Here is a 22,181-nt window from a genome sequence, read left to right as displayed (position 1 = left end):
ACACTCCAGCCCTTTTCCGACGTATTCCCCATTTGTGTCTCAACACGTAGACTGCGAACATGCCCAAGATCACCGGACGCAGTCTGCTCGAGCACCGCAACACGACACGGCGCCGTCTCATGGACACACTCGACGCCCTCATGACGGAGCGCGGTTTCGAAAGTGTGTCGATGTCGGACGTGGCGAATCACTCTGGGATTCGTCGCACGACGATCTACAACCACTTCACCGATAAAGAAGATCTCCTCATCGCCTTCGTCGAGGAAAAGATGTCGAGCTACCTGTCGACCACGCGGTCGATGCTTCGCGGAGTCGACAGTTCAATCGATCGGATCCGGATCTACGTCCGTACACAGTTGCTCGCCGAGCGTCGCTATCTCATGGCTCCTGGACCGCCGCTCAAGGACGTCATCAGCCCCGACGCAGGCAGAAAGCTTGGCCAGCACATCCGACAGACGTCGGATCTGCTTCGCACAATCCTGGACGGCGCTATTGCCGATGGGACGATTCCCGACCAGAACGTTGACGTCGCCATCACGCTCATCAACGGCGCCTTGACGGGGCGGCGAGTCCCTCAGGAGGAGCCGGCCCGCACGGATTTCTTCCTCTACGCGGAACAGTTTGTTCTGCAGGCCCTGGGCGGTTCGATGCCCGATGATCCGACCGACCTCGGTGCCGTGCCAGCAGGCGAATTGGCGTATTCGCCGTCTCGCTGATTCACCAGTTCTGACCGGATCCTCCGCCGCCGCTCCATTCCATCTCGTCCTGTCTCTGACGGCGGCTGTCCTCGTTGCGCTCTTCGAGCTCCTCCAGTTGCGGATCCACCTCATCAGATGGTTCCGCTGGCTCTTCACCGGTCTCCTCTTCACTGTCGGTGCTGACGGCCGTCGGGTCAGGATTTGGGCATGAGTCGATGACAGAACTCGCCTCCTCTTCCCTCCCGGCATCCGCATATCCCAGGTAGAGATTGGCGCGCACGACACATTCGTAGGAGTTCGGGTCCTTCACACCGTCGATCTCATCCGCTTTCGGAACATCCTCAAGCGCATGTTCGAGTCTGAGGATGCCGGGGGTGGTCTTTCCCTGGGCGAGAAGAGCGGTGCCCTGCCCGAAGGCGGGGCGCCACGGTTCAAAAAGAGTGATCCGACCAGCTGTCTCGAAGCGGCGCTCCGCCGTCTCGTAGTCGCCGTTCTCGTATGCGACCCTGCCGAGCTCCATCGTCGCCCACATAGCGAGAGCCCACACCGCGAGAGAGATGATAAGTGTGCCAATGACGGCGGTCGCAACGTGATGTGTTCTCATCGCGACCTCCTCAGGGCGGCCACCTGCGGGACGAGGTGCCACAGCTCCCACCCAACCAATCCGAACAGCGCAAGACCGATTGGCCACAGGACCGGGTTGAGGTTGCGTCGGTCATCTCTGCCGTCAGCGGCGATGAGGTCGACCGGGATGCTCGCGACGAGGTCACCGGCACCTCCCGGTGAATCCCTGTGAACATAGTCGATGCCGAGCTGGTCCGCGAGGGCACGCAGATTCTCTTCGTCGATGCGGGAGATCGCGTTCTCCGCGGTCTCGGGATCTTCGATGTAGATCCCTCGGTCGTCTGTGCCCCACGAGGATCGGAGCATCGGCCCGCCAGTTTCGGTGCCGTACCCAAAGACAACACCGTCATCAACGAAATCTGCAAGCGAGCCGTAGTCAACCTCGTCCGCTTCGCTGTCCGTGTTCTCCCCGTCGCTGAAGAACAGGACGATGCGGACGTTCTCAGGGTTGTTCTCAGCGGCCCGTTGCAGGGCCGCTTTAAGCACGGGCGCAGGGCGGCCGAGGGAGGAGCCCTGCGAGAAGTTCGTCGATTCCCTGCGGGCGGTCTCCACCCAGGCGAGCATCGCCCGGGAGTCTGTCGTCAACGGCAACTGCTCGGTGGCGGTAGATGAAAAACCTATGACGGAGTATCGACCGCCCGGATTGGCGGCGATGATGTCAGACATGTCAGCTTTGGCACCGGTCAGACGCTGCTCGTTGCCGTCGAAGTCCTCTGCCGCCATGGATCCGGTGAGGTCAACAACGAAGAAGTAATCGGCGTTCGAGGCTCGTTCCTGGGTTGTGATGTGAGTGGCTGGGGTGAGCCCAAGCAGGGCGACCGCGACGACCATGAGGCTACGCCTCACCCACGTCGCCGTATCCCCGGACCGCCGCCAGCCAGCAACGCACAGCCCCGCGAGCGACAGGGTCATGGCAAGGGTGGCCCACCACGGCCACATCATCATGAGCGTCAAAGCCGGAACCGCCATCCGAGCACGAGGAGAAGACCAACGCCGGCGGTCGCGAGTATCGGCCACGAACCAGGATTGTCGAGCGCGATCATGACCGGGTCAGCTTCGAGGGCAACCGCCTGCTGGGCTTGGATCTGTTCCAGTAGCTCAGCCGCTGCTTGCCGGTCGCCAGCAACAAGATAGTAGCCTCCGGCCGCCTCCATCTCTGACTGCAACTGCCGGGCGTCATCATTGTCGACGCCGTAATAGGTTTGGATGTACATGCCGTGCATCATGACCCCGCGCTCATCCGCGAAGCGCACCGCCTCGGGCAGAGTGTAAATTTGCGCCTCAGGCGTTGCTACCTCATTGTCGGTCGCGAGGATGACACTGCGTGAACGCTCCTCCTCCGGACGGTCGAATTGCAGGGCGCAGTTGACGAGGCCGTCACCGACAAGGGAAGCGCCGCCCGTGCTCGTGATGAACGTTCCCGCCGTGAAGCTGTAGAACGCCTCTGGGTCCGCAGGGGCGTCGGTGTATGGCACGGCCCGCAACGCTTGAGCGCCCTCTAGGAGCGTCGCGCGGATGAGCTCATAGTCGTCGGTGAGCGGGAAGACGACCCGGGAGTTGGAGTTCCAGATGATGAGTGAAACTCGTTCCCCCTGAAACTCCTCGACCATGTCCGCGAACGCCTCCATGACTTCCGACCCAAAACCAAAGACGGAGCCGGAGACATCGAGACAGAGGACGATATCGCGTGAGGCGAGCTCCTCGTCCCACATCTCGCCCGAGTGCGGGCGGGCAACAAGGACCGATGAGGCAACGGCGACGGTTGCGAGGACACCGAACGACAAAGCTCCTGCGACCCGCAGGCGCCGCAACCGCGACTGGTATCGCGGCAGCAGCCTGCCCCGCATCGTATTGGCGACGAAGACCGTGTCCCGACTGGGCGGTGTCGACCACCTGACTGCGACGATGACGAGAAGGAGGAGGGGCAGGGCGAGGGCCCACGGGTTCACCATGATCCGACCTCCGCCTTCGCGGCCGCGGCGAGCTGCTCAACGCTGGCCTGCCCAGATGGGCTGAATGACGGCTCCTCGAGCTGCCTGACGAGCCGCGCGAAGCTCGCACGTCCGGTCACCGCCTCGATTTCTCCCGCGGTCATGCTCGCCATCGGCACGCCCCACAACTCGCCACCCCAGTCGCGAAGCACCTGTGCGAGAGCAAGGGCCGCAACCCTCGGATCCCCGCCATGCCGAGCCATGGCGTCATCTATCGTCGTCTGCCATGTGCGGATACGAATGGGAGTGAGGCGGGGTTGGACCCGTAGTTGCGAAATCCGCCACCCCAGCCACAGCGCAAAAAGAATGAGAAGACCGCCAGTCATGATGAGGAACAGCACGGGCGGTCCAAACGGAGGGGCAAGAAAGTCAGCCACGGATGCCCCTGCGGAGAGTCTCAACAATGACCGGAACCGCGTCATCGGATGAAGAGATGACAGCCTGCTTGACACGATGTGCTCTCAGTAGCCCGCGCGAGCCTTCCATGAGAGCCGCCCGCTGCTCGGCGAGCATACGGGCCACCTCCCGGTCGCGCCGGACATAGGCAGGCAAGGCGACGCCCTGGCCGATGTCGACCATCTCATCATGCTCCGCCGTCATCGGCATGTCAGCGACACGAACGACGAGAAGCTCGTGGCGGGCCCGCACCCTGCGCAGAACATCGACGTCGGTCGGCTGGGGCCATGCCTCGTCAGTCACGAGAACTATGAGGGAGCGCTGGCGCGTGAGTGTGAGAACTCGGTCGAGCAATCCGGCGACGTCGCTACCCGCACGCGCCTGCTCGAATGCACTCGCGGCACGATTGAGGAGGAACTCGAGATGGTCACGGCCGTGCCGGGCCGGTATCGCACCACCCGAGACGGCATCGCCCCACACGAGACCGAGCCTGTCTCCGCGGCTCGAGCCGAGATAGGCGAGAACGTCGGCGGCCCACAGGGCGATATCGGATTTCCGTTCGCCGGAGGGGGCCGCCGCTAACATCTCAATCCCCGTATCCAGGACAAGGTGAGTGAACACGTCTGATTCGCGCTCGAAGCGTCGTATGATCGGCCGGCCCGCCCGGGCGGACGATTTCCAGTCAATGGCAGAGACTTCATCGCCGACCTCGTAGTCGACCTGGTCGTCGAAGTCGATGCCGTGACCGGTGTAGATAGAGGAATGCTGTCCCTCGGACTGGCCGGCTGCGCGGCGGATTGTCGGCAGCTCGAGTCTGGCCCGCACGAGAGCCATGCGGGAGGCAACATTCCCCCTGCGCCTCATGGCGCGGGCACCGCCCGAAAGACGTCGTCAATGATGTGCTCTGCGGGGATACCTGCCGCGAGCGCGTCATAGGTTCGGATGAGGCGATGCCGGAGCACGGAGTACCTCATGACCCGGATATCGTCCGGTACCACGTAGTTCCTGCCCGAGAGGAGGGCATGCGCTTGGCCGACTCTCATGAGGGCGAGAGATCCGCGGGGCGAGGAGCCAACACGGACATGATGGACGATGTCGGGGATGGGGCGGGGCCCGCCCCCGCGCGTTGTGTTGATGAGGGCAACAATGTACGCCTTGATCGACTGGTCGACGTACACTCGGTCTGCGATGGACTGGAGGAACAGGACGTCATCTGTCGTGACCGGCTCTGCCAGCGACTGTCCGAAGTCCCTCTCCGCACTCTTCGTAAGGATGTCAATCTCTTCAGACGGGCTCGGATACGTGAGAACCTCCTTGAGGAGGAACCTGTCCATCTGCGCCTCGGGGAGGATGTACGTTCCCTCTTCGTCGACGGGGTTCTGAGTGGCGAGCACCATGAACGGGTCGGGCAGCTGATAGATCGTCCCACCGATCGACGTTTGTCGTTCCTGCATCGCCTCAAGCATTGCCGACTGTGTCTTCGCAGACGACCGGTTAATCTCATCCAACAGCACCATGTTCGCGTGGACCGGGCCCAGCTGAGTCGAGAACGTGCCCGTCTCATACGTGTAGATCTGAGTGCCGACGATATCGTTCGGCATGAGGTCCGGGGTGCACTGAATGCGGGAGAAGGCTCCGGAGATCGCCTTCGACAGGGTGACCGCGGCCGTTGTCTTCGCCAGCCCCGGAACTGATTCGAGCAGGACGTGCCCACGGGCCATGAGGGCGACAATGAGGGCGCGATAGAGGGCGTCCTGGCCGACGACGGTCGCTGAGAAGATCTCCCCAATCCGCGCGAGTGCCTCGCGGGCTTTCGTCATCTCCTCGATCGAGATTTGTCCGTTCGCGACCTGCATGTCTCTCCCCTCGCCGCCCTTCATTGCATCACGCTCACCTGCCACAGGACATACCCTTATAGGGTGACCACTACCCTACGCCTGCTCAATCCCGCTGGAATCTCCTGGCCGATCATCGGTGGCGTGTTCGCCACGATCATCGCTGGTCTCACCACCGGGATCTACGCCGAAGCGCTTCTCGCGGATCCGGGGGCGGCAACTCGGTGGGCGGTCCCGATCCTCACGTACGCTCGAGACTTCACGGCAGCGCTGGCGCTCGGCGGCTTTCTCATCGCGGCGACTGTCTACTCCCCGACGATGCTGGAAAGGCCGAGGAAGAAGGTCACCTACGACTCGCCTGAATGGGCGCGGATCATGCGATTCTCTCGCACCGCGGCCGTTCTCTGGCCGATCGTCGAGAGCGCACTCCTCATCGTCACGTACTCACAAGTCGGCGGAGTCGAACTCACCTCCCCCGCGCTCGGACCCGGCCTGTGGCAGTTCATGACCGCGATCGAGCTGGGCCAAATCATGACGTGGTCCATCATCCTCACCATTCTCGTCTCGATCGTCGCCGTCATCGTTTCCACGCTCGGTGGAGCTGCGTGGGGCGCCGCTCTCTCCGCCGTCGCCATGGTGCCGATCGCCCTGACCGGGCACGCATCGGGAGCCGCCTCCCATACTCTCGCCGTGTCATCGATGTACATCCATCTGCTGGCGATGAGCGCATGGGCGGGGGGTCTCATCGCCTTCCTCATGACAGCTTCCCGGCAGCGCCGCCTCACCTCGTACGTGCAGCGTTACTCGACGATTGCGGGATGGGCGGTGGGCCTCACCGTCTATTCGGGCTTTCTCGCCAGCCTCATCCGATTCAACTCCATCGGCGAACTTGTGACGACAAGCTACGGTCGGCTCCTGCTCGCGAAGATCCTCGCAACCGGCGTGCTCGCCCTCGCCGGCCTCATGCACCGCCGGCGCACCATCGCCGTCATTGAAACAACTCCGCGGCCATTTACCCGCATCGCGGTCGGCGAAGGAATCCTCATGGCGGGAATTATCGGGATCGCTGCCGCACTCGGGAACTCGGCACCGCCCGTACCGCAGGATCCGGTCCCCGATCCCTCCCCGACGTTCCTCCTGTCCCAGAACCCCGTGCCGCCATACCCGGAGACCATCAGCTACCTCACCCAGTGGCGGCTCGAGCCAATCCTCGCGCTCGTTGCCGTGCTCGGCATCGTGCAGTACGTGCGCTGGGTGGCGCGCCTGCGACGCCGCGGTGATGCGTGGTCAAGCCCCCGGGCTCTCTCGTGGGTGCTCGGCATGATCGTGTTCTTCTGGATCACGAACGGCGGGCCGACCGTGTATGGGGCAGTCCTGTTCTCGGCCCACATGTTCATGCACATGATGCTCGCCATGGTCATCCCGATTCTCATGGTCCTCGGGGCGCCGGTGTCTCTCATGGCGCGAGCGGTGCCAGCGCGCACCGACGGGTCCCGAGGCGGCCGGGAAATCCTTCTCGCTGTCGCCCACTCACGCTACGGCGCATTCTGGGCTCATCCGATCATTGCCGCTATGAACTTCGCGGGCTCCCTCATTCTCTTCTACTTCACGGGCCTCTTCGCCGTGTCTCTCACAACCCATGTCGGACACCTGCTCATGGTCGCTCACTTCACGCTAGCCGGGTACATGTTCGCAAACGCTCTCATCGGGATCGACCCCGGTCCGAAGCGTCCACCCTATGCACTGCGGCTTGTTCTCCTCTTCGCGACGATGGCGTTCCATGCTTTCTTCGGAATCGCTGTCATTTCCTCGACGAGCGTGCTCGCGAACGAATTCTTCGGATGGTTGGGGCTGCCGTGGGGCGTGGACGCTCTGGCGGATCAGGAAGTCGGCGGCGCCGTCACATGGGGAATCGGCGAGTTCCCGACCGTTGCTCTCGCTATCGCCGTCGCCATCGCGTGGAGCATGTCGGAGGACAAGCAGGCGAAGCAGATCGATCGGCGCGCTGATCGGGATGACGATGCTGAGCTGAAGGCGTACAACGAGATGCTCGCGGCCCGGGCACGGGGCGGAAAATGACCCGAGTACGGGACCTGTGCCAAGATTGACTCATCCCGCCGCGAACGGCGGGGGAGAGAAGATGGATGCGTAGATGAAAGAGAACGAGCCGGAGAAAACGGGCCTGAGTGCCGGAGTGAAATCCATGCTCATCATCCTGGCGATCATGCTGTCGATCATCATCTTCCTCATCTGGTCGGCGATCCTCCGGGAAGCAGGCAACGTGGCGGCAGGCTCCATCGACTCTGTCCGCTCGGACGATGAGGAGGCCGAGCCAACTGACGATGAGGACTCGAGCACCGATCCCGTCGCACTCGCACGAGAGCCGATCATTGCCATGGTCGACGCGCCTGCGTGCGAAAACGCAGAGAACGACGCCGCGCTTCTGTCAGAGTTTGTCGCGGCGTCCCCTGGCGGACTGTCCGAGGATGATCGCCAGCTCGTCATCGACACGCTCGGCCGGATCGACTCCACGTGTCCGAAAGACTTCACGCTCGAGCTGTCGGCCCGCCTCTCAGGCCCGGAGGCCGCACTCGAACTGGCTCAGATCTCCGCGGACGCTGACTGGGTGAGCAGAGCCCGGCCCGCTCCCGAGGACGCCGCGACGATTGCTCACTTTTCAACCGACAATCGCAACATCCACTGCACACTCGAGAACACCCGAGTTGCGTGCTCGATCTATTCGTATTCTTTCCCCTCCGAGCCTGCCGCTTGCGAGACGTACACCCAAACATTTGTTGTCCAGGAATCGACGGATGCGAGCGGGCTGTGCTCGTGGCGGGTCCAGTCCGAGAACCAGGTCGGGCCCGGCACCTACGCCAGCGAAAACTTCGCCTGCCAGGTGAAAGACAACTCCTCGGTCGAATGCTGGTCGCAACTGTCGGGCAAGGGCTTCGAGGTGAACCGGACGGGTTCAAGGACCTTCTGATCGCGCGAGACCTAACGAGAGCCAACCGGAGCCGCTCACCTCTCGCAGACACCTCCGCCGCAGCGTCCCATCGTCCTAAATGTTCACGATTAAATCCGTGATAATGAAGTATGGCTTCTAAAGGCTGGGTACCCAACTACCACGGAGCGTGGGCGATGATCATCGTCCCACCCTTCGTCGGCACGATCCTCTCCTCCTTCCACCTCGAGCATCTGCTCCTGCTCGCCGTGTGGTGGATCGGCTATTTTGCGTTCTTCTCAACAGGGCTCTGGTTGCGGTCCCGCCGCAAGCCTCGATACCGCACACCCGTCATCGTCTACGGTGCGCTCACAGCGCTCGCGGGTCTGCCGCTCGCAATCCTCGTACCCGAGCTCCTCATCTGGGTACCAGTCTTCCTTCCGCTCATCGTCATCACGTTCTTCCAGTCCCTCAGACGGAAGGACCGCTCGCTAATCAACAACACCGTCACTGTCGTCGCAGCCGGACTTCTCACACCGGTCGCCTTTCACCTCGCCACCGTGCTCGGCACTGTACCCACAGGGCGCTTTGGCTGGGAGGCGTGGGAGTGGATGTGGCTCGCGACGGCCTCGATCACCGCGTACTTCATTGGCACGGCCTTTTATGTCAAGACCAATATCCGCGAGCGCGGCAACGAGGGGTTCTTCTGGCTGGCGGTGGCATACCACGCCGTGTTCGCCGCCGCGGCCACAGTGCTCGCTGTCATGGGAGTTGTCCCGATACTCCACGCACTCGTTTGGTGGGTCGTCACTTTCCGAACGTGGGCCGTCGCCACCTACTCACGGAAGATCGACCGGCGAGTGTCCCCTAAGGCGATCGGCATGTGGGAAGTTGTCACGACCCTCGCCATGACCGGGTCTCTCCTCATCTGACCTTTACCCTGACCCGAATCTCTCAACGCCGTTCACCTGCCGTGACGGCCGACGACCTCACCGCGCCGTGTAGAGGCGGGCGGCCGACAGGATCCGTTCGTTCGCAGCCGTGGACCCGACACTGACACGCACCCCGTCGCCGGGAAACGCACGGACGGTGATCCCGCACCGAGCGGCAGCGTCGACGAACGGTTGCGTGTCCGCCATCTCCAGCCACACGAAGTTTGCCTGCGAGTCGGGAACGAGCAATCCGAGCTCGTCAAGCTCGGCCGCGACCCGCATGCGTTCAGCGGTCACGAAATCGGTCCTCATCCGCACCTCGTCCACCTCGTCGAGTGCGGCAATCGCGGCGCTCTGGGCAAGCGCGTTGACGCCGAACGGTGTCGCAACGGCGCGCAGGGTTGCGGCAACCTCCGGGCGGGCTATCGCATAGCCGACCCTCAGGCCGGCGAGTGAATAGGCCTTCGAGAAGGTGCGCAGAATGATGAGATTTGGATGATTGGCGAGTAGGTCGACTGACCGGACTGGGTCGACCATGCGGACGAAGTCGACGTACGCCTCATCGAGGACAACGAGCACATCATCCCCCACTCTTGTGAGGAAGCGTGACAGCTCCCCATGCGTGAGCGCGACGCCGGTGGGATTGTTCGGCGAACACACCATGACGGCAGCCGTTCTTGCGCTGACAGCGTCGGCCATCGCGTCGAGGTCGTGACCACCTTCGGGGGTGAGCGGAACGGTGACGGCCGTCCCGCCGGCGACGGTGATGGCGATCGGGTAGGCCTCGAAGCTGCGCCACGCGATGATGACCTCGCTACCCGGGGAGCAGACGGCGGTGAGGATTTTCTCGATCATGGCGACCGACCCGTTTGACGGGACGATGCTGTCCGCTGGGACACCATGGAACGCGGCCAGCTTTGCCGACAGCTCGGACGCATACATGTCCGGGTACATGTGGAGTGAGCCGATACCTTGGGCGATGACAGCCTGCACTGACGGCAACGGGCCGTACGCCATCTCATTCGACGAGAGCTTGATGACCGATGGGTCCCCGCCGGGCTTACCGGGCACATAGGGGGGAATCCTTGAGAGGTCATGTCGGAAAAGGCTCATGTCCCCATCTTCTCTCAAACAGTATGGTGGTGGGCATGAAGTTCATCGTTCGCACCCTCGTCGCCGCCTTGGCGCTGTGGCTGACGAGCCTCCTGCTCCCCGGAATCGAAGCTCCGCAGGCTCAGTCTGATACGCAGTTCGTCCTCTACCTCATCGGCATAGGCGCGATCTTCACCCTTGTCTCGTTGATCATCCGGCCGATCATTGTCGTTTTGTCGATCCCGTTATACATTCTCACGCTCGGGCTGTGGGCACTGGTCGTCAACGCCATCATCCTCCTATTCTCATCCTGGATCGCGAACCAGTTCGGGTGGGGCATGATGGTCGATGGATTCTGGTGGGCGGTCGCTGGCGGCTTCGTCATCGCCGTCATCATCATGATCATCGACGCCATCCTGCCTGAGAGCCTGCGCCGATGACGTTCGTCAAGCGGGGTAGTCGCCGCCAAATTGCCTTTGAAGCGGCAGGACTGACAGATCTCCTGGAGAACGGTGCCCGTGTAGCTGAACTCCAGTGGGTGAAGGACACGTCGCTGGCGACAGTGCGGATCGAGTCCGGGCAGGCAACTTTCGAACATGCTCGCGAGTTCGGCAGAATGCTGGCGGGCCTTCACTCCCACGGTGGGGATCGGGTCTTCGGCCAGGCCCCGCCCGGCTTCGACCTCGACGAGCACGGTGCTGGAACCATGGGCAATGAGATGCTGCCGCTGGTGAGCGGCGGCGAGCGGCCGTGGGGCCTGTTCTATGCGGAGGACCGGATCCTGCCCTACCTCGCGTCAGCCATGGCCAACGGATCGATCGACTCGAAGGGTGCCGATACGATTTCCGCGCTCGCTGAACGGCTGAAGGATGGCGTCTTCGACACGGACGACACTCCCTCGATCCTTCACGGAGACCTCTGGTCCGGGAACGTTATGTGGTCCCCAACCGGTGCCGTCCTCATCGACCCGGCCTCCCACACCGGGCACCGGGAGTCTGATCTTGCCCAACTCACCGTGTTCGGTGTTCCTCATGGCGAGCACATCGTGGCGGGCTATGAAGAGGTGTCTCCGCTCTCGGAGGCGTGGCAGGAACGTGTCGGCCTGCACCAGCTCCACATTCTTATTGTCCACGCATCACTATTCGGTGGTAGCTACGGTAACCAGACCGTCCGCACTGCGGCGAGATACACCTAGGCTGCGGACAAACGACATCAGCGGCTGAGATAGGGCTCGATCTTGGCTTTCGCCTCCTTGCGGAGAACCTTGCCGAGCATCGACTTTGGCAACTCGTCGACGGGCACAATCCGTCGCGGCACCTTGTAGCGCGCGAGGTACTGGCGGCAGAAGGAACGAACCTCGTCCGTGTCGAGGGTCTCTCCTTTCGTCATGACGACCGCGGCGACAACCTCTTCCCCGGATCCGCTGTCGTAACCGACAACGGCGGCCTCCTCGATACTCGGGTGCTTCGCGAGGATCCGCTCAACTTCCGAGGGAGCGACATTGAATCCGCCGGTAATGATGAGCTCGCGCACCCGGTCGACGATTGTGGCGAACCCGGCCTCATCGACCGTGACAATGTCACCGGTGCGAAGCCAGCCGCCCGGAAGGAGGGTTTTTGCCGTCTCCTCCTCGTTCTCCCAGTAGCCCTGGAATACCTGCGGTCCGTGCAGAAGAAGCTCTCCCGACTCACCCTGGGCAACCTCCCGACTCGGATCCTCGATGTCGACCACTTTCATGTCAGTCGAAGGGAAGGGAATCCCGATTGTTCCTGTGCGTCGGCTCGGGTGGAACGGATTGCCGAGGGCAACCGGCGATGATTCTGTCATGCCGTACCCCTCAACGAGGAGGCCGCCGGACTGCGACTCCCATAGCTCGACGATGTCGTCGGTGAGCTTCATCGCGCCGGAGATGCAGTAGACAGCTGACGTGAGGGAAATCCCGCGCTCGCTCGCACGTTCCGCCGTTCTGCGGTAGATCGGCGGCACCGCGCAGTAGATCGTTGGTGGGTACTTCTTCACCTCGTCAAGAACCATGTCCGCATCAAACCGCGGGAAGAGAACGAGATTCGCCTGCTTGAGGATTCCGAAGGTGAGGTAGAGCGTCATGCCGAACGCATGGAACATCGGCAGTAGCGCATAGGAAATTTCTTTCCCCTTCTCAGCGTCAAGCATCCATGCCTCGCCCTGCCGCGCGTTCGCGTACAGGTTGCGATGACTGAGCACCGCACCCTTCGGATCACCCGTCGTCCCCGACGTGTACTGGATGACAGCGATATCATCGACCGTCGGCCGCGGATGGTCTGGGGCGATGGGTGAGTTCGCGAGCAACTCCTTCCACGGCATGGTCCCCGTCGTCGCCGTTGTCAGCGCGTCCCGCTTTTCACGGATCGACCCTATCGGCAGGCTGAGGGCAAGGCGCTTCAGAGGTGGAAACTCGTCGAGCAGGTTGACGGCGATGATCGTGTCGAGGTCGAACGACTGGATCTTCTCGACCGTCTTATCCCAGGCAATGACGACGCGAGCACCGTGGTCCTCGAACTGGGCGCGGAGTTCGCGCTTCGTGTACAGCGGGTTGTGCTCAACGACAATGGCGCCGAGTCGTAGCACCGCATAGAAGGCGACGACATGCTGGGGGCAGTTGGGCAAGATGAGAGCGACCCGGTCACCGGGCTTCACACCGAGCCGACGCAGACCCTCGGCCGCGGAAGCGATCTGCTCTCCGAGGGACGTGTAGGTCGTTTCCCTGCCAAAGAACGTCATCGCGGGCCGGTCGCGGCCCTCTGTCACAGCAGTCTCGACGAGTTCAATGAGGGAATCTGATGGCATCTCGATCTCGACGGGAACCCCCGGCTGGTAATGGACCGTCCATGGTTTCGCGTTGTGGGTCATACAGCCATCTTCGGACATCGATCGCAGAGATTGTGGGATGTCGGGACATGCCGCCGCCGTTCGAACGAGAAGCGCCACATTATGGGGCCCTAGGGGCATCGCCCATACCGCTGTGGCTAGCATGGTCCCATGAGCACTCTCAGCCCGCTAGATGGCAGGTACGCATCAGCAGTGTCCCCCCTGGTCGACTACCTTTCCGAAGATGCCCTCAATCGGGCACGAGTGACGGTCGAGGTCGAATGGTACATCTACCTCGTCGACGCCGGAATCCTGCCGGGCGAGTTCAGCCCGGACGAGCGCGAGAAGATGCGGGGGATCGTCGTCGATACGGCCGAGCTCAGCGAGATTGAGGCCGAAACACGGCACGACGTCAAAGCGGTCGAGTACTACCTGCGCCGCCGCGTCACGTATCCCGACATCGTCCACATCTTCTGCACCTCCGAGGACATCAACAACCTCGCGTATGCGCTGACGATCAGGGATGCTGTCCACCGCGTGTGGCTCCCCGCCGCGAAGAATCTCGTCGGCGAGATCACCGAGCTCGCCTACGAGCAACGCGATCAGCCGATGCTCTCTCGCACACATGGCCAGACCGCAACACCGACAACGCTTGGTAAGGAAATGGCGGTGTTCGCGTGGCGGCTCGGCCGGCAGCTCGACCGCATCGCGACCACCCAATATCTCGGCAAAATCAATGGTGCAACCGGCACGTACGGCGCCCACGTCGCAGCCCTGCCCGACGTCGATTGGATTACCCACTCTCGACTCTTTGTCGAATCGCTCGGGCTGACGTGGAATCCGCTAACGACCCAGATCGAATCCCACGACTGGCAGGCCGAGCTGTACTCCGACATCGCGCGCTTCAATCGAATACTCCACAACTTCGCAACGGATATGTGGACCTACATTTCGCTCGACTACTTCCATCAGAATCTCGCCGCACAGGGTTCAACCGGCTCATCGACGATGCCACACAAGGTCAACCCCATCCGTTTCGAGAACGCTGAAGCGAATCTCGAGATCTCGTGCGCACTATTCGACGTGCTCGCCGCGACGCTCGTGACAAGCCGCATGCAGCGAGATCTCACCGATTCGAGCACGCAACGAAACATCGGCGTCGCCTTCGGCCACTCCCTCCTCGCCATCGACAACGTCACGCGCGGCCTCGCGGGCCTCGATGTCGGCACGGAGACTCTCGCCCGCGACCTCGACAACGCGTGGGAAGTGCTGGGCGAACCAATCCAGCAGGCGATGAGGGCCGCGTCGATCAACGGTGCGACCGGCATGGACAACCCGTATGAACGGCTGAAGGACCTCACTCGCGGTCAGAAGGTGACGGAAGGGATGCTGCGCGACTTCATTGCATCTCTAGGAATTCCCGCCGAGATAGAAGCTCGACTACGTGAGCTCACGCCAGCGACCTACACTGGGCTGGCCTCGAAGCTCGTCGATTACTTGGGAGAATGATGCAGGAAGATCTCACCGGCATCGCCGGTTGGGCCGTTGATGTCATGGAGACACTGGGAGGCTTTGGAGCCTTCCTCCTCATCGGTCTGGAAAACCTTTTTCCCCCGCTACCGTCCGAAATCATCCTGCCGCTGGCCGGATTCACCGCATCTGTCGGCACCCTCAGCGTTGTCGAGATGATCTTGTGGTGCACGGCTGGATCCGTGGCCGGCGCGTGGGCCCTCTACGGGGTCGGTGCGGCCCTCGGCCGTGAACGCACCCGCAGGCTCATGGGAGCCCTTCCGCTCGTCAACGTCGATGACATTGTGCGGACGGAGAACTGGTTCGACAAGCATGGCAAGTGGACCGTGTTCCTCGGCCGCATGCTCCCGATCTTCCGGTCCCTCATCTCCATCCCCGCTGGCGTGACGCGCATGAAGCTTGCGGGCTTCACTCTCCTCACGCTCGCTGGCTCCCTCATCTGGAACTCGATCCTCATCGGGGCTGGCTACGTCCTCGGTGAGAACTGGCACCTCGTCGAGGACTGGGTAGGAACGTTCTCAACCGTCGTCCTCATCCTCATCCTCGCCTTCCTCGCATGGTGGATCATCCACCGCGCCGTCAACTCCAAGAAGAACACCTCGAATGACGATGCCGGAACCGGCTCTTCCAGCACTCATGTCTCCAGCGCTGCCACACCCGAGGAGCCCCGCGAACGCTGACTCCCCGCAGTGGTCCGCCACGTGGGAGACGAAGTAGCGGGAGCCTGACGGCTCCCGCTTCTTCCATTTCTCGAGCTGCTCACCTCATTGGCGGCGCTCCGTTAGGTGGCCTCACCATTGCGCATCTGGCTCTCGAGGTAGTGAAGGATTGCTCCTTCCCGCATCGCCCACGGGCAGATCTCAATGCGGTCGAGCTTAAGGGACTTCATTGCCCGCCACGCGACCTCGGAGCCAGCCACGATCTGGAAGGTTCGCTCAGGCGTGATCCCGGGGAGTTCTGTGCGTGCCTTCGCCGGGATCTTGGCGAGCCGCGGGACCCAGTCCTCGAGGTCCGAGCGGGACATGCGGCGCCGTTCTGTCGGACCGACGACGGCGACGAGCTGCCCGCCTAGACGAGCGAGGGAGCGGAAGGTCTTCGACGTGCCGACGACATGGTCGGGCTTGGGGAGTTGCTTAAGAGAATCCGCCAGCGGCTTCATCTCCATCTTGATGTAGTTCCTCATCTCGCCCACCTGCTCGGACGTCGGCGGGTCGGCCTTGAGGAACTGGCGTGTCAACCGGCCAGCGCCAAGCGGCACGGACGCGGAGAACTCGGGGTTCTCATCTGTTCCGTAGGCGACCTCGAAGGAACCGCCGCCAATGTCGAGGACGAGGAGCCGACCAGCGGCCCAGCCATGCCAGCGGCGGGCGGCGAGGAATGTCAGGTCCGCCTCCTGCTTGCCAGACAGGACTGTCAGATTGATTCCGGCGAGCTCTTCAAGGCCAGCGAGAACGTCGGGGCCATTCGCGGCTTCGCGTAGCGCCGACGTCGCCATCCCGATGACTCGTTGGGCACCGAATCGTTCCGCGAAAAGCATGGCGCGGCTAACTGCCGCACGCAACGCCTCGATACCGTCATCGACAACACGGTTGTCATCATCCAGGTACTTCATGAGCCGAACGACCGTTCGGTCGTCTGCAGCCGGGGTAGGCCGTGCACCATAGTGGGCATCGACCACAAGCATGTGGACCGTGTTTGAGCCAATATCAAGAACACCGAGACGCATGCAGTCAGCCTAATGCAGTACCCTCGGTAATGGACCCAGAAAGATTGAGGAATAGTGTCGAATACTTACGCTCTGCCCCTGACACCAGGCCAAGTTCGCGGCTATATGGACAACGGTCTCGACTACATCTCGGGCCTCGCCGTCGATGCCGACGACATTGATGAGATCGCCGACGTCGCTGACCTCATCGAGTTGTTCCAGCTCGGCTTCGAGGGCAGCCCGTTCAAGGTTGATGAGCCGCTCTACGTTATGGAGTTGATCGCTGGACCCCTCGTCCAGTCCCGCAGGGCCGTGGGCCCGCTCCACCCCGAAGCGTTCCTCGGCGGCATTTTTGAAGTCCTCCCCTTCGACGCAACAGGCGTCGCGAAGGCCGCGGGCATCGAGACGAGCCTGCTGTGGGTTGAGCCCGCGCGGGTGACCACCGGTTCAACTATCTGGAAGTACACTCCCGGCGACGACGAACCGGAGATGGTGGCTGCCTACCACGGCATCGCCTACGGCTGGGAGACAGAAGCAGGGTTCAAGGCCATCGTCCCATCGAACTTCATCGGCACCGTCATTAAGCGCTCGTGGGGAGAGATCCCATGCGACGTTGAGCTGGAGGACGGAACGCCGATCGCTGTCACCCTTGTGTCCCCGGCTGATCCCCCCAACGAGGACGGGTTCATGCAGATCGAGTCGGGGCTGTGGGCGAAGAGGATCGCCTACAGCGAGGACATGGAGATCTACGAGTCTCAGAAGATCGCGAAGATCGACGGACTGCCCGCCCGTGTCTTGCGGCCGATCAGGCGCGACAACGAGACGATGCTTGAGGTGCAGGCGCTACTACCGGATGCTCCGTACGCCCGGGCGAACGGGTACTCCCGCTACGCCCCGACCGTGTTCGTCAAGGCCGTGCCGCTTGAAGGTACGAAGGCCCAGGTTCGCAACGCAACCCCGAAAACGTGGGTGATCGACGATATCCAGCCAGCGCTCTCGAACGACATGGTCGGGAAAGACCTGACGGACACGAAGGCCCTCATCCCTGACATGTTCAAGCTCATCGTCAACGCGGTACCGGACGGCTTCTCGTCCATCACGCTTTTCATGCAGATTGTCGGGAACCATTTCGTCTTCCTCGGCGAATACGCGAAGGACGGCGAGACGCAGCGGCTCAGCTCGATCCCAACCTCGCTCGTCCACTACACGCGCCAGCTGAAGAAGAACACGTACACCCCCGAGGACGGAGGGTTCTTCCTCGCCAAGTTCGAGTTTGACTCAACCGGCACAGGCAACTTCGGTTTCAACAAGCAGGATCAACCGATGTGGGCCTCCCAAGTCCCTGTCCATGAATGGAAGAACGACCTCGAGGAATATCCGCGGCCCGGATCGGCCACTCCCGACTGGCTCATCGATGCCACAACCGGCAAACTATTCAAATCAGCCGCGGAGGGAGCCTCATGATTCAGCTCAATATGACGGGCATTAACAGCGATGGCGACGTCGCGAAGATCGTCGAGCGGCTCGAGAACATCGGCTCCCTCAACGAGATCATGGTGACCCTCGGCTCCGATTCGAGCGCGACAATCATCGTCACTGGCGATGCGGATGACAGCGAGCTACGCGACGCGATCTCGAAGGCTGGTAGCTATTCGCTTGTCAACATCGAACGCCAGGGGATCGACCCCTACAACCAGGACCGCTGAACTTCCCGCCATGAACCGAAGAGCCGCACTCCTCGTCGATGCCGAGGACCGGTGGATTCGCCGGCCGAGCGACCTTTTCGGTGCGCTTCTCTCCTTCGCGGGGATCGTCTTCATCTTGGCCTTCTCGGTCTACGCCTCGTCAACGACCGTGGCGGTGACGACCGACGTGCGAGAAGCAACGAACGAATTTCTCGCCGCTGTCTTCCTCATGCCGGTCAACGTGCTCGAGGGTCTCCTCACGTTCTTCGCACCGCTCGCGGTTCTCATCGAACTCATGTGGACGAGGCGATGGCGGGCGCTCGTGAGCGCTGTCTTGGCGATGGTGCTGGCTGGCATCCTGTCCAACGTGACAGTGTGGCTCCTCAAGGAATACCTGCCGGATTCACCCATTACGACAACAATCGCGGTCGCGGTCGAAGGCCAGGCCATCATCCTTCTCGTGCCGTACATGGCGATCATCTCCGCACTCTGCACGGCGGCGGGCACTCGCGGCTCCCTCGTGTCGGTGCGATGGACGTGGCCGCTCCTTTGGCTCGTCGTCATTCTCTCGATCCTCCAGGGTCATCAAACCCTCCCCGGTGCCCTGTCGATCGTCCTCCTCGGCTCCGTCGTTGGCCAGCTCGTCGTCTTCCTCATCGGAACCGTGCCGGAGCGGGCGAGCGGCCTCAACCTCATCCGCCTTATCCGCCGAGCCGGCGTCGACGCGACCGAAGTCGTTCGGGTCGGCGGCATCGATATCGACAATCTCTGCGCGTGGCGGGTGACGACGTCCTCCCCCGTCGGCTATCTCGACCGCTTCGGGATCGCCCAGTTGCAGGAGCTCCTCAACCGGGCTTTCGATCCGGTCGACATCGTCGACGACGATTCCACATCGGAAGCGATCGTCTCTGAAGCGCTTGTCGATCCCGTTGCCGTCTTCGAGGATTACCGGAAGTTTTCGGTGCCACGATCCGACACTGTCTCGCGCAACTACATCGTCATCGACGCGGCTGGGGCCGCCCACCACGCCGCGGTGCTCGACGGCGACCGGCACCTCCTGTCCTGGCTGGCGTCGACCTGGTCGAAAATTCGGCTACGAATTCAATACCGTGAGTCGGATGCAACAATCCACGGCACGGCTGACAAGGTCACCCTCATGACGCTCGCAGCCCAGCACAGCGGCGTCGTCGGCCCCGACCTGGTTGGCGTGTCCTCCTCAGATGATTCGGTCATCATCGTGACGAAGCTGCTTCGCGCCCCAACGCTCGCCAAGGTGCCGGAGGAGGATCTCACGGATGACGTCATCGACCAATTGTGGACCGTGCTCGCGACCGCCCACAGGAAAGGTCTCGCCCACCGCAACATTCACGCCGGAATTGTGCTACTCGATAAGGGCGAACTCATCATCACGAACTGGCACGACGGGACGATCGCCTCGTCCGAGATCTCGCGCCGCATCGACCTCGCCCAGGGCATCACGATGCTGGCTGCGCTGGTGGGAACGGAACGTGCGCTCGCCTCGTTCGAACGGATCAACAGCCGTGAGCAACTTCTGACGACCGCACCGATCATGCAGCGAAGCATTATGCCCAGGCAGACGGTGGCACGACTCGGGAAGGACGTCTCGGCGAGCCTACGTGAGGCGATCTCAGCGCGTGTGCCCTCAAATGAGACGCCGACCCAGATCGAGGTGCGGCGCTTCTCACCGAAGACCGTCATCTCGGTCACGATCGGCGTGTTCGCGGTCTACATCCTCGTCGGCTCCATCAACTTCACCGAGGTGTGGGCGGCGCTACGCCAGGCGAATCCCATCTATCTTGTCATCGCCTTCATCTCCGGCTCGATCCTCACGTATTTCGGTGCGGCCCTCCACCTCAAGGCCTACACCCCAGAGAAACTTCACCTAGTCGAAGCTGCAACTGTGCAGGTGGCGGCCTCCATCATCACACTCGTCGTGCCCGCTGGCATCGGGCCCGCCGCTCTCAACCTGCGCTACCTCAACAAGAAGGGCATACCAACAACCCTCGGGGTTGCCACGGTCTCGCTTGTCCAGATCGCCCAGCTCCTCACGACAATCATCACGCTCCTCCTCATCGCGTTGCTGACGGGGGAAATGGGGTCGCTGTCGCTACCGTCCGGTTCTCTTATCTTCACGGTCGTTGCCATCATTGCCATCGTCGGTGCCCTGCTCCTCATCAAGCCTCTCCGGCACTGGCTTTCGGCCAAGATCCAGCCGACCTTCAATCAGGTATGGCCACGCGTTGTGTGGCTGACCTCGCATCCGAACAGGATCCTTCTCGGCGTCGTCGGGTCGCTTCTCCAGACTGTCGGCTACGTCGCCGCCTTCGGCTTTTCTCTCGCATCCTTCGGATACACGCTACCGGTCATGACTCTCGCCATCACGTTCCTCGTGTCTAATACGCTCGGCTCGGTCGTGCCCTCCCCCGGAGGTATCGGCCCCGTCGAAGCGGCCCTGACGGGCGGTCTCGCAGTCGCTGGCATCCCGTACTCGATCGCGCTGTCGACCGCCCTCATCTACCGCGTCCTCACGTTCTGGGGAAGGGTCCCGCTCGGGTGGTTCGCGCTGCGATACCTCCAGCGCAAGGATCTCGCGTGAAGCGCCTGCTCCCAGCAGGCTTCACGGGCACCGCCTTCATTCTCTACACGGCCCTGTCGTGGGTCATGTGGACCAACTACATCTCCCCGTCCTGGGATCTGGGCATCTTCACCCAGCTGGCGAAGGCGTACTCGAACCTTGGGGCGCCGATCGTCGACATTAAGGGAGAGGGCTACAACCTGTTAGGGGATCACTTCCACCCGATCCTCGTCCTCCTCGCTCCGTTCTACCGGCTCTTCCCTTCCGGTTTCACGCTTCTCGTCATTCAATCGGCCCTGTTCGCAATCTCGGCGTGGCCACTCGTCTCCCTCGCCCAGGAGCGTCTTGGCCGCATCCCCGCCATTCTCCTCGGCGGTTCCTACGTCCTGTCGTGGGGACTCATCAACGCAGTGTGGGCGCAATTCCACGAGATTGCGTTCGCCGTGCCGCTACTGTCGTTCGGCCTCGTGTGGTGGGTTCGGGACAGGAAGGTCGAGGCCGCATTCGCGATTGCCCTCCTCGTCTTCGTCAAGGAAGACCTCGGTTTGACCGTGGCCGCCGTCGGCCTTGCCATCTGGTTGCGTGAGCGCACGCGCGACAACCTGACATACGGCGTGTTCTTCGCCGTGTGGGGAATCGGATGGACTGCACTGTCGACGATCATCATCCTCCCCGCCCTCAATCCGCAAGGGCAGTGGGACTATACCGACAACCTGTCGGTTGTCGACCAGCTGACCACCGGGCTACCGGAGAAGATTGCCACCGTCGCACTCCTCATCCTCGCCGCCGGTATCATCGGCCTTCGTTCGCCGCTCATGCTCATCATGTTGCCGACTCTTGCGTGGCGCTTCGTTGGAAACGTCAGCTACTACTGGGGGTGGGAGTTCCACTATTCCGCGCCCCTTATCCCTATCGCCGCTATCGCCCTCATCGAGGCCGCCACCGGCAGGTGGCGGACAGTCGCCCCACTCATCGCCTTCCTCACCTCGGCGGCAATGCTGACCCAGACGCATGTCGACGTCCTGTGGAATCGCGACGGATGGGAGGGGGACGCATCCAATGCTCTCGAGGTCGCCCGGTCCTACGACACTGTCGCAAGCGACATTTCTCTGCTGGCATATCTCGTTCCCCATACTGACACGTACTGGCTGGGGACACTCGGAGATGTCGTGCCTGACGCGGTCGCGGTCGACTGGCGCCGACTCGGCGACGCGGCGGAATGGGGGCGACAGAACATCGGAGGCGACTGGCGTACCGTCTATGTCGATGATCGCTGGCAGGTCGTAGAACCTGTGGATTAACGGTT

At 62.3% G+C, this 22,181-nt stretch carries 21 protein-coding genes; 12 read left to right on the top strand and 9 right to left on the bottom strand.

Annotated elements, in window-relative coordinates; all coding sequences use genetic code 11:
• The first annotated feature begins 59 nt into the window (after nt 1-59).
• Nucleotides 60-716 carry a TetR/AcrR family transcriptional regulator gene (locus H7E91_RS00410; RefSeq protein ID WP_182353094.1) on the top strand — a complete coding sequence of 219 codons (657 nt, stop codon included), beginning with the start codon at nt 60-62 and terminating at the stop codon, nt 714-716.
• Between the two features lies 1 nt (nt 717).
• On the opposite strand, the gene H7E91_RS00405 is transcribed toward H7E91_RS00410, so the two are convergent.
• From H7E91_RS00405 to H7E91_RS00380, 6 genes are read right to left on the bottom strand one after another with little or no spacing between them, the layout of a single operon-like run.
• Complete coding sequence (locus H7E91_RS00405) at nt 718-1,302, bottom strand: tetratricopeptide repeat protein (RefSeq protein WP_182353093.1); 585 nt, start codon at nt 1,300-1,302, stop codon at nt 718-720.
• On the bottom strand, nt 1,299-2,291 hold the full coding sequence (locus tag H7E91_RS00400; RefSeq protein ID WP_182353092.1) for a vWA domain-containing protein: 993 nt from the start codon (nt 2,289-2,291) through the stop codon (nt 1,299-1,301). The genes H7E91_RS00405 and H7E91_RS00400 overlap by 4 nt, the downstream gene beginning before the upstream one ends.
• On the bottom strand, nt 2,273-3,274 hold the full coding sequence (locus tag H7E91_RS00395; RefSeq protein WP_182353091.1) for a vWA domain-containing protein: 1,002 nt from the start codon (nt 3,272-3,274) through the stop codon (nt 2,273-2,275). The genes H7E91_RS00400 and H7E91_RS00395 overlap by 19 nt, the downstream gene beginning before the upstream one ends.
• A complete protein-coding gene (locus H7E91_RS00390; protein WP_182353090.1) occupies nt 3,268-3,690 on the bottom strand; it encodes a hypothetical protein in 423 nt (140 codons plus the stop codon). Before H7E91_RS00390 ends, H7E91_RS00395 begins: the two co-directional genes overlap by 7 nt.
• On the bottom strand, nt 3,683-4,573 hold the full coding sequence (locus H7E91_RS00385) for a DUF58 domain-containing protein (RefSeq protein WP_182353089.1): 891 nt from the start codon (nt 4,571-4,573) through the stop codon (nt 3,683-3,685). The genes H7E91_RS00390 and H7E91_RS00385 overlap by 8 nt, the downstream gene beginning before the upstream one ends.
• On the bottom strand, nt 4,570-5,610 hold the full coding sequence (locus tag H7E91_RS00380) for an AAA family ATPase (RefSeq protein ID WP_338401677.1): 1,041 nt from the start codon (nt 5,608-5,610) through the stop codon (nt 4,570-4,572). Before H7E91_RS00380 ends, H7E91_RS00385 begins: the two co-directional genes overlap by 4 nt.
• Before the next feature lie 18 nt (nt 5,611-5,628).
• On the opposite strand from H7E91_RS00380, the gene H7E91_RS00375 reads away from it, so the two are divergent.
• The 3 genes from H7E91_RS00375 (at nt 5,629) to H7E91_RS00365 (ending at nt 9,420) form a co-directional block, all read left to right on the top strand.
• A complete protein-coding gene (locus H7E91_RS00375) occupies nt 5,629-7,623 on the top strand; it encodes a cytochrome c oxidase assembly protein (protein ID WP_182353088.1) in 1,995 nt (664 codons plus the stop codon).
• A gap of 73 nt (nt 7,624-7,696) precedes the next feature.
• Nucleotides 7,697-8,530 (top strand): hypothetical protein, encoded by an 834-nt coding sequence (locus H7E91_RS00370; RefSeq protein ID WP_182353087.1) that lies wholly within the window; start codon nt 7,697-7,699, stop codon nt 8,528-8,530.
• A gap of 110 nt (nt 8,531-8,640) precedes the next feature.
• Entirely contained in the window at nt 8,641-9,420 is a 780-nt protein-coding gene (locus H7E91_RS00365) for a YwiC-like family protein (RefSeq protein WP_182353086.1), read from the top strand.
• Nucleotides 9,421-9,477: 57 nt separating this feature from the next.
• On the opposite strand, the gene hisC is transcribed toward H7E91_RS00365, so the two are convergent.
• Entirely contained in the window at nt 9,478-10,533 is a 1,056-nt protein-coding gene (gene hisC, locus H7E91_RS00360) for a histidinol-phosphate transaminase (protein WP_182353085.1), read from the bottom strand.
• 35 nt (nt 10,534-10,568) lie between these two features.
• Here hisC and H7E91_RS00355 point away from each other — a divergent pair, with 35 nt between their 5' ends.
• Both H7E91_RS00355 and H7E91_RS00350 read left to right on the top strand, forming a co-directional pair.
• Nucleotides 10,569-10,952 carry a phage holin family protein gene (locus H7E91_RS00355; RefSeq protein WP_182353084.1) on the top strand — a complete coding sequence of 128 codons (384 nt, stop codon included), beginning with the start codon at nt 10,569-10,571 and terminating at the stop codon, nt 10,950-10,952.
• On the top strand, nt 10,949-11,707 hold the full coding sequence (locus H7E91_RS00350) for a fructosamine kinase family protein (RefSeq protein ID WP_182353083.1): 759 nt from the start codon (nt 10,949-10,951) through the stop codon (nt 11,705-11,707). Before H7E91_RS00355 ends, H7E91_RS00350 begins: the two co-directional genes overlap by 4 nt.
• Nucleotides 11,708-11,724: 17 nt before the next feature.
• On the opposite strand, the gene H7E91_RS00345 is transcribed toward H7E91_RS00350, so the two are convergent.
• Nucleotides 11,725-13,401 carry a long-chain-fatty-acid--CoA ligase gene (locus H7E91_RS00345; RefSeq protein ID WP_182353082.1) on the bottom strand — a complete coding sequence of 559 codons (1,677 nt, stop codon included), beginning with the start codon at nt 13,399-13,401 and terminating at the stop codon, nt 11,725-11,727.
• A gap of 129 nt (nt 13,402-13,530) precedes the next feature.
• On the opposite strand from H7E91_RS00345, the gene purB reads away from it, so the two are divergent.
• Both purB and H7E91_RS00335 read left to right on the top strand, forming a co-directional pair.
• Nucleotides 13,531-14,868 carry an adenylosuccinate lyase gene (gene purB, locus H7E91_RS00340; RefSeq protein WP_182353081.1) on the top strand — a complete coding sequence of 446 codons (1,338 nt, stop codon included), beginning with the start codon at nt 13,531-13,533 and terminating at the stop codon, nt 14,866-14,868.
• Nucleotides 14,865-15,569 (top strand): DedA family protein, encoded by a 705-nt coding sequence (locus tag H7E91_RS00335; RefSeq protein WP_206680303.1) that lies wholly within the window; start codon nt 14,865-14,867, stop codon nt 15,567-15,569. Before purB ends, H7E91_RS00335 begins: the two co-directional genes overlap by 4 nt.
• A 101-nt stretch (nt 15,570-15,670) precedes the next feature.
• Here H7E91_RS00335 and H7E91_RS00330 read toward each other — a convergent pair whose 3' ends face one another.
• On the bottom strand, nt 15,671-16,615 hold the full coding sequence (locus tag H7E91_RS00330) for a Ppx/GppA phosphatase family protein (protein ID WP_182353080.1): 945 nt from the start codon (nt 16,613-16,615) through the stop codon (nt 15,671-15,673).
• A gap of 54 nt (nt 16,616-16,669) precedes the next feature.
• On the opposite strand from H7E91_RS00330, the gene H7E91_RS00325 reads away from it, so the two are divergent.
• From H7E91_RS00325 to H7E91_RS00310, 4 genes are read left to right on the top strand one after another with little or no spacing between them, the layout of a single operon-like run.
• A complete protein-coding gene (locus H7E91_RS00325; protein ID WP_182353079.1) occupies nt 16,670-18,058 on the top strand; it encodes a hypothetical protein in 1,389 nt (462 codons plus the stop codon).
• Entirely contained in the window at nt 18,055-18,300 is a 246-nt protein-coding gene (locus H7E91_RS00320) for a hypothetical protein (RefSeq protein ID WP_182353078.1), read from the top strand. Before H7E91_RS00325 ends, H7E91_RS00320 begins: the two co-directional genes overlap by 4 nt.
• A gap of 10 nt (nt 18,301-18,310) precedes the next feature.
• Nucleotides 18,311-20,896, top strand: coding sequence for a lysylphosphatidylglycerol synthase transmembrane domain-containing protein (locus H7E91_RS00315; protein ID WP_182353077.1), 2,586 nt, complete (start codon nt 18,311-18,313; stop codon nt 20,894-20,896).
• Entirely contained in the window at nt 20,893-22,176 is a 1,284-nt protein-coding gene (locus H7E91_RS00310) for a DUF2079 domain-containing protein (protein ID WP_206680302.1), read from the top strand. Before H7E91_RS00315 ends, H7E91_RS00310 begins: the two co-directional genes overlap by 4 nt.
• The last annotated feature ends 5 nt before the right edge of the window (nt 22,177-22,181 follow it).

The organism is Flaviflexus huanghaiensis, from assembly GCF_014118685.1.
Lineage (GTDB): Bacteria > Actinomycetota > Actinomycetes > Actinomycetales > Actinomycetaceae > Flaviflexus > Flaviflexus huanghaiensis.
The sequence above is the reverse complement of the archived record's forward strand: the minus strand, read 5'-3'. Positions and strand labels throughout refer to the sequence as shown.

What these genes read in the sequence shown, in the direction of transcription:
- H7E91_RS00395 (WP_182353091.1), bottom strand. Translation starts at nt 3,274, where the DNA reads ATGGTGAACCCGTGGGCCCTCGCCCTGCCCCTCCTCCTTCTCGTCATC.
- H7E91_RS00355 (WP_182353084.1), top strand. Translation starts at nt 10,569, where the DNA reads ATGAAGTTCATCGTTCGCACCCTCGTCGCCGCCTTGGCGCTGTGGCTG.
- H7E91_RS00345 (WP_182353082.1), bottom strand. Translation starts at nt 13,401, where the DNA reads ATGACCCACAACGCGAAACCATGGACGGTCCATTACCAGCCGGGGGTT.
- H7E91_RS00330 (WP_182353080.1), bottom strand. Translation starts at nt 16,615, where the DNA reads ATGCGTCTCGGTGTTCTTGATATTGGCTCAAACACGGTCCACATGCTT.
- H7E91_RS00410 (WP_182353094.1), top strand. Translation starts at nt 60, where the DNA reads ATGCCCAAGATCACCGGACGCAGTCTGCTCGAGCACCGCAACACGACA.
- H7E91_RS00335 (WP_206680303.1), top strand. Translation starts at nt 14,865, where the DNA reads ATGATGCAGGAAGATCTCACCGGCATCGCCGGTTGGGCCGTTGATGTC.
- purB (WP_182353081.1), top strand. Translation starts at nt 13,531, where the DNA reads ATGAGCACTCTCAGCCCGCTAGATGGCAGGTACGCATCAGCAGTGTCC.
- H7E91_RS00320 (WP_182353078.1), top strand. Translation starts at nt 18,055, where the DNA reads ATGATTCAGCTCAATATGACGGGCATTAACAGCGATGGCGACGTCGCG.
- H7E91_RS00405 (WP_182353093.1), bottom strand. Translation starts at nt 1,302, where the DNA reads ATGAGAACACATCACGTTGCGACCGCCGTCATTGGCACACTTATCATC.
- H7E91_RS00350 (WP_182353083.1), top strand. Translation starts at nt 10,949, where the DNA reads ATGACGTTCGTCAAGCGGGGTAGTCGCCGCCAAATTGCCTTTGAAGCG.
- H7E91_RS00400 (WP_182353092.1), bottom strand. Translation starts at nt 2,291, where the DNA reads ATGGCGGTTCCGGCTTTGACGCTCATGATGATGTGGCCGTGGTGGGCC.
- H7E91_RS00365 (WP_182353086.1), top strand. Translation starts at nt 8,641, where the DNA reads ATGGCTTCTAAAGGCTGGGTACCCAACTACCACGGAGCGTGGGCGATG.
- H7E91_RS00385 (WP_182353089.1), bottom strand. Translation starts at nt 4,573, where the DNA reads ATGAGGCGCAGGGGGAATGTTGCCTCCCGCATGGCTCTCGTGCGGGCC.
- hisC (WP_182353085.1), bottom strand. Translation starts at nt 10,533, where the DNA reads ATGAGCCTTTTCCGACATGACCTCTCAAGGATTCCCCCCTATGTGCCC.
- H7E91_RS00315 (WP_182353077.1), top strand. Translation starts at nt 18,311, where the DNA reads ATGAACCGAAGAGCCGCACTCCTCGTCGATGCCGAGGACCGGTGGATT.
- H7E91_RS00370 (WP_182353087.1), top strand. Translation starts at nt 7,697, where the DNA reads ATGAAAGAGAACGAGCCGGAGAAAACGGGCCTGAGTGCCGGAGTGAAA.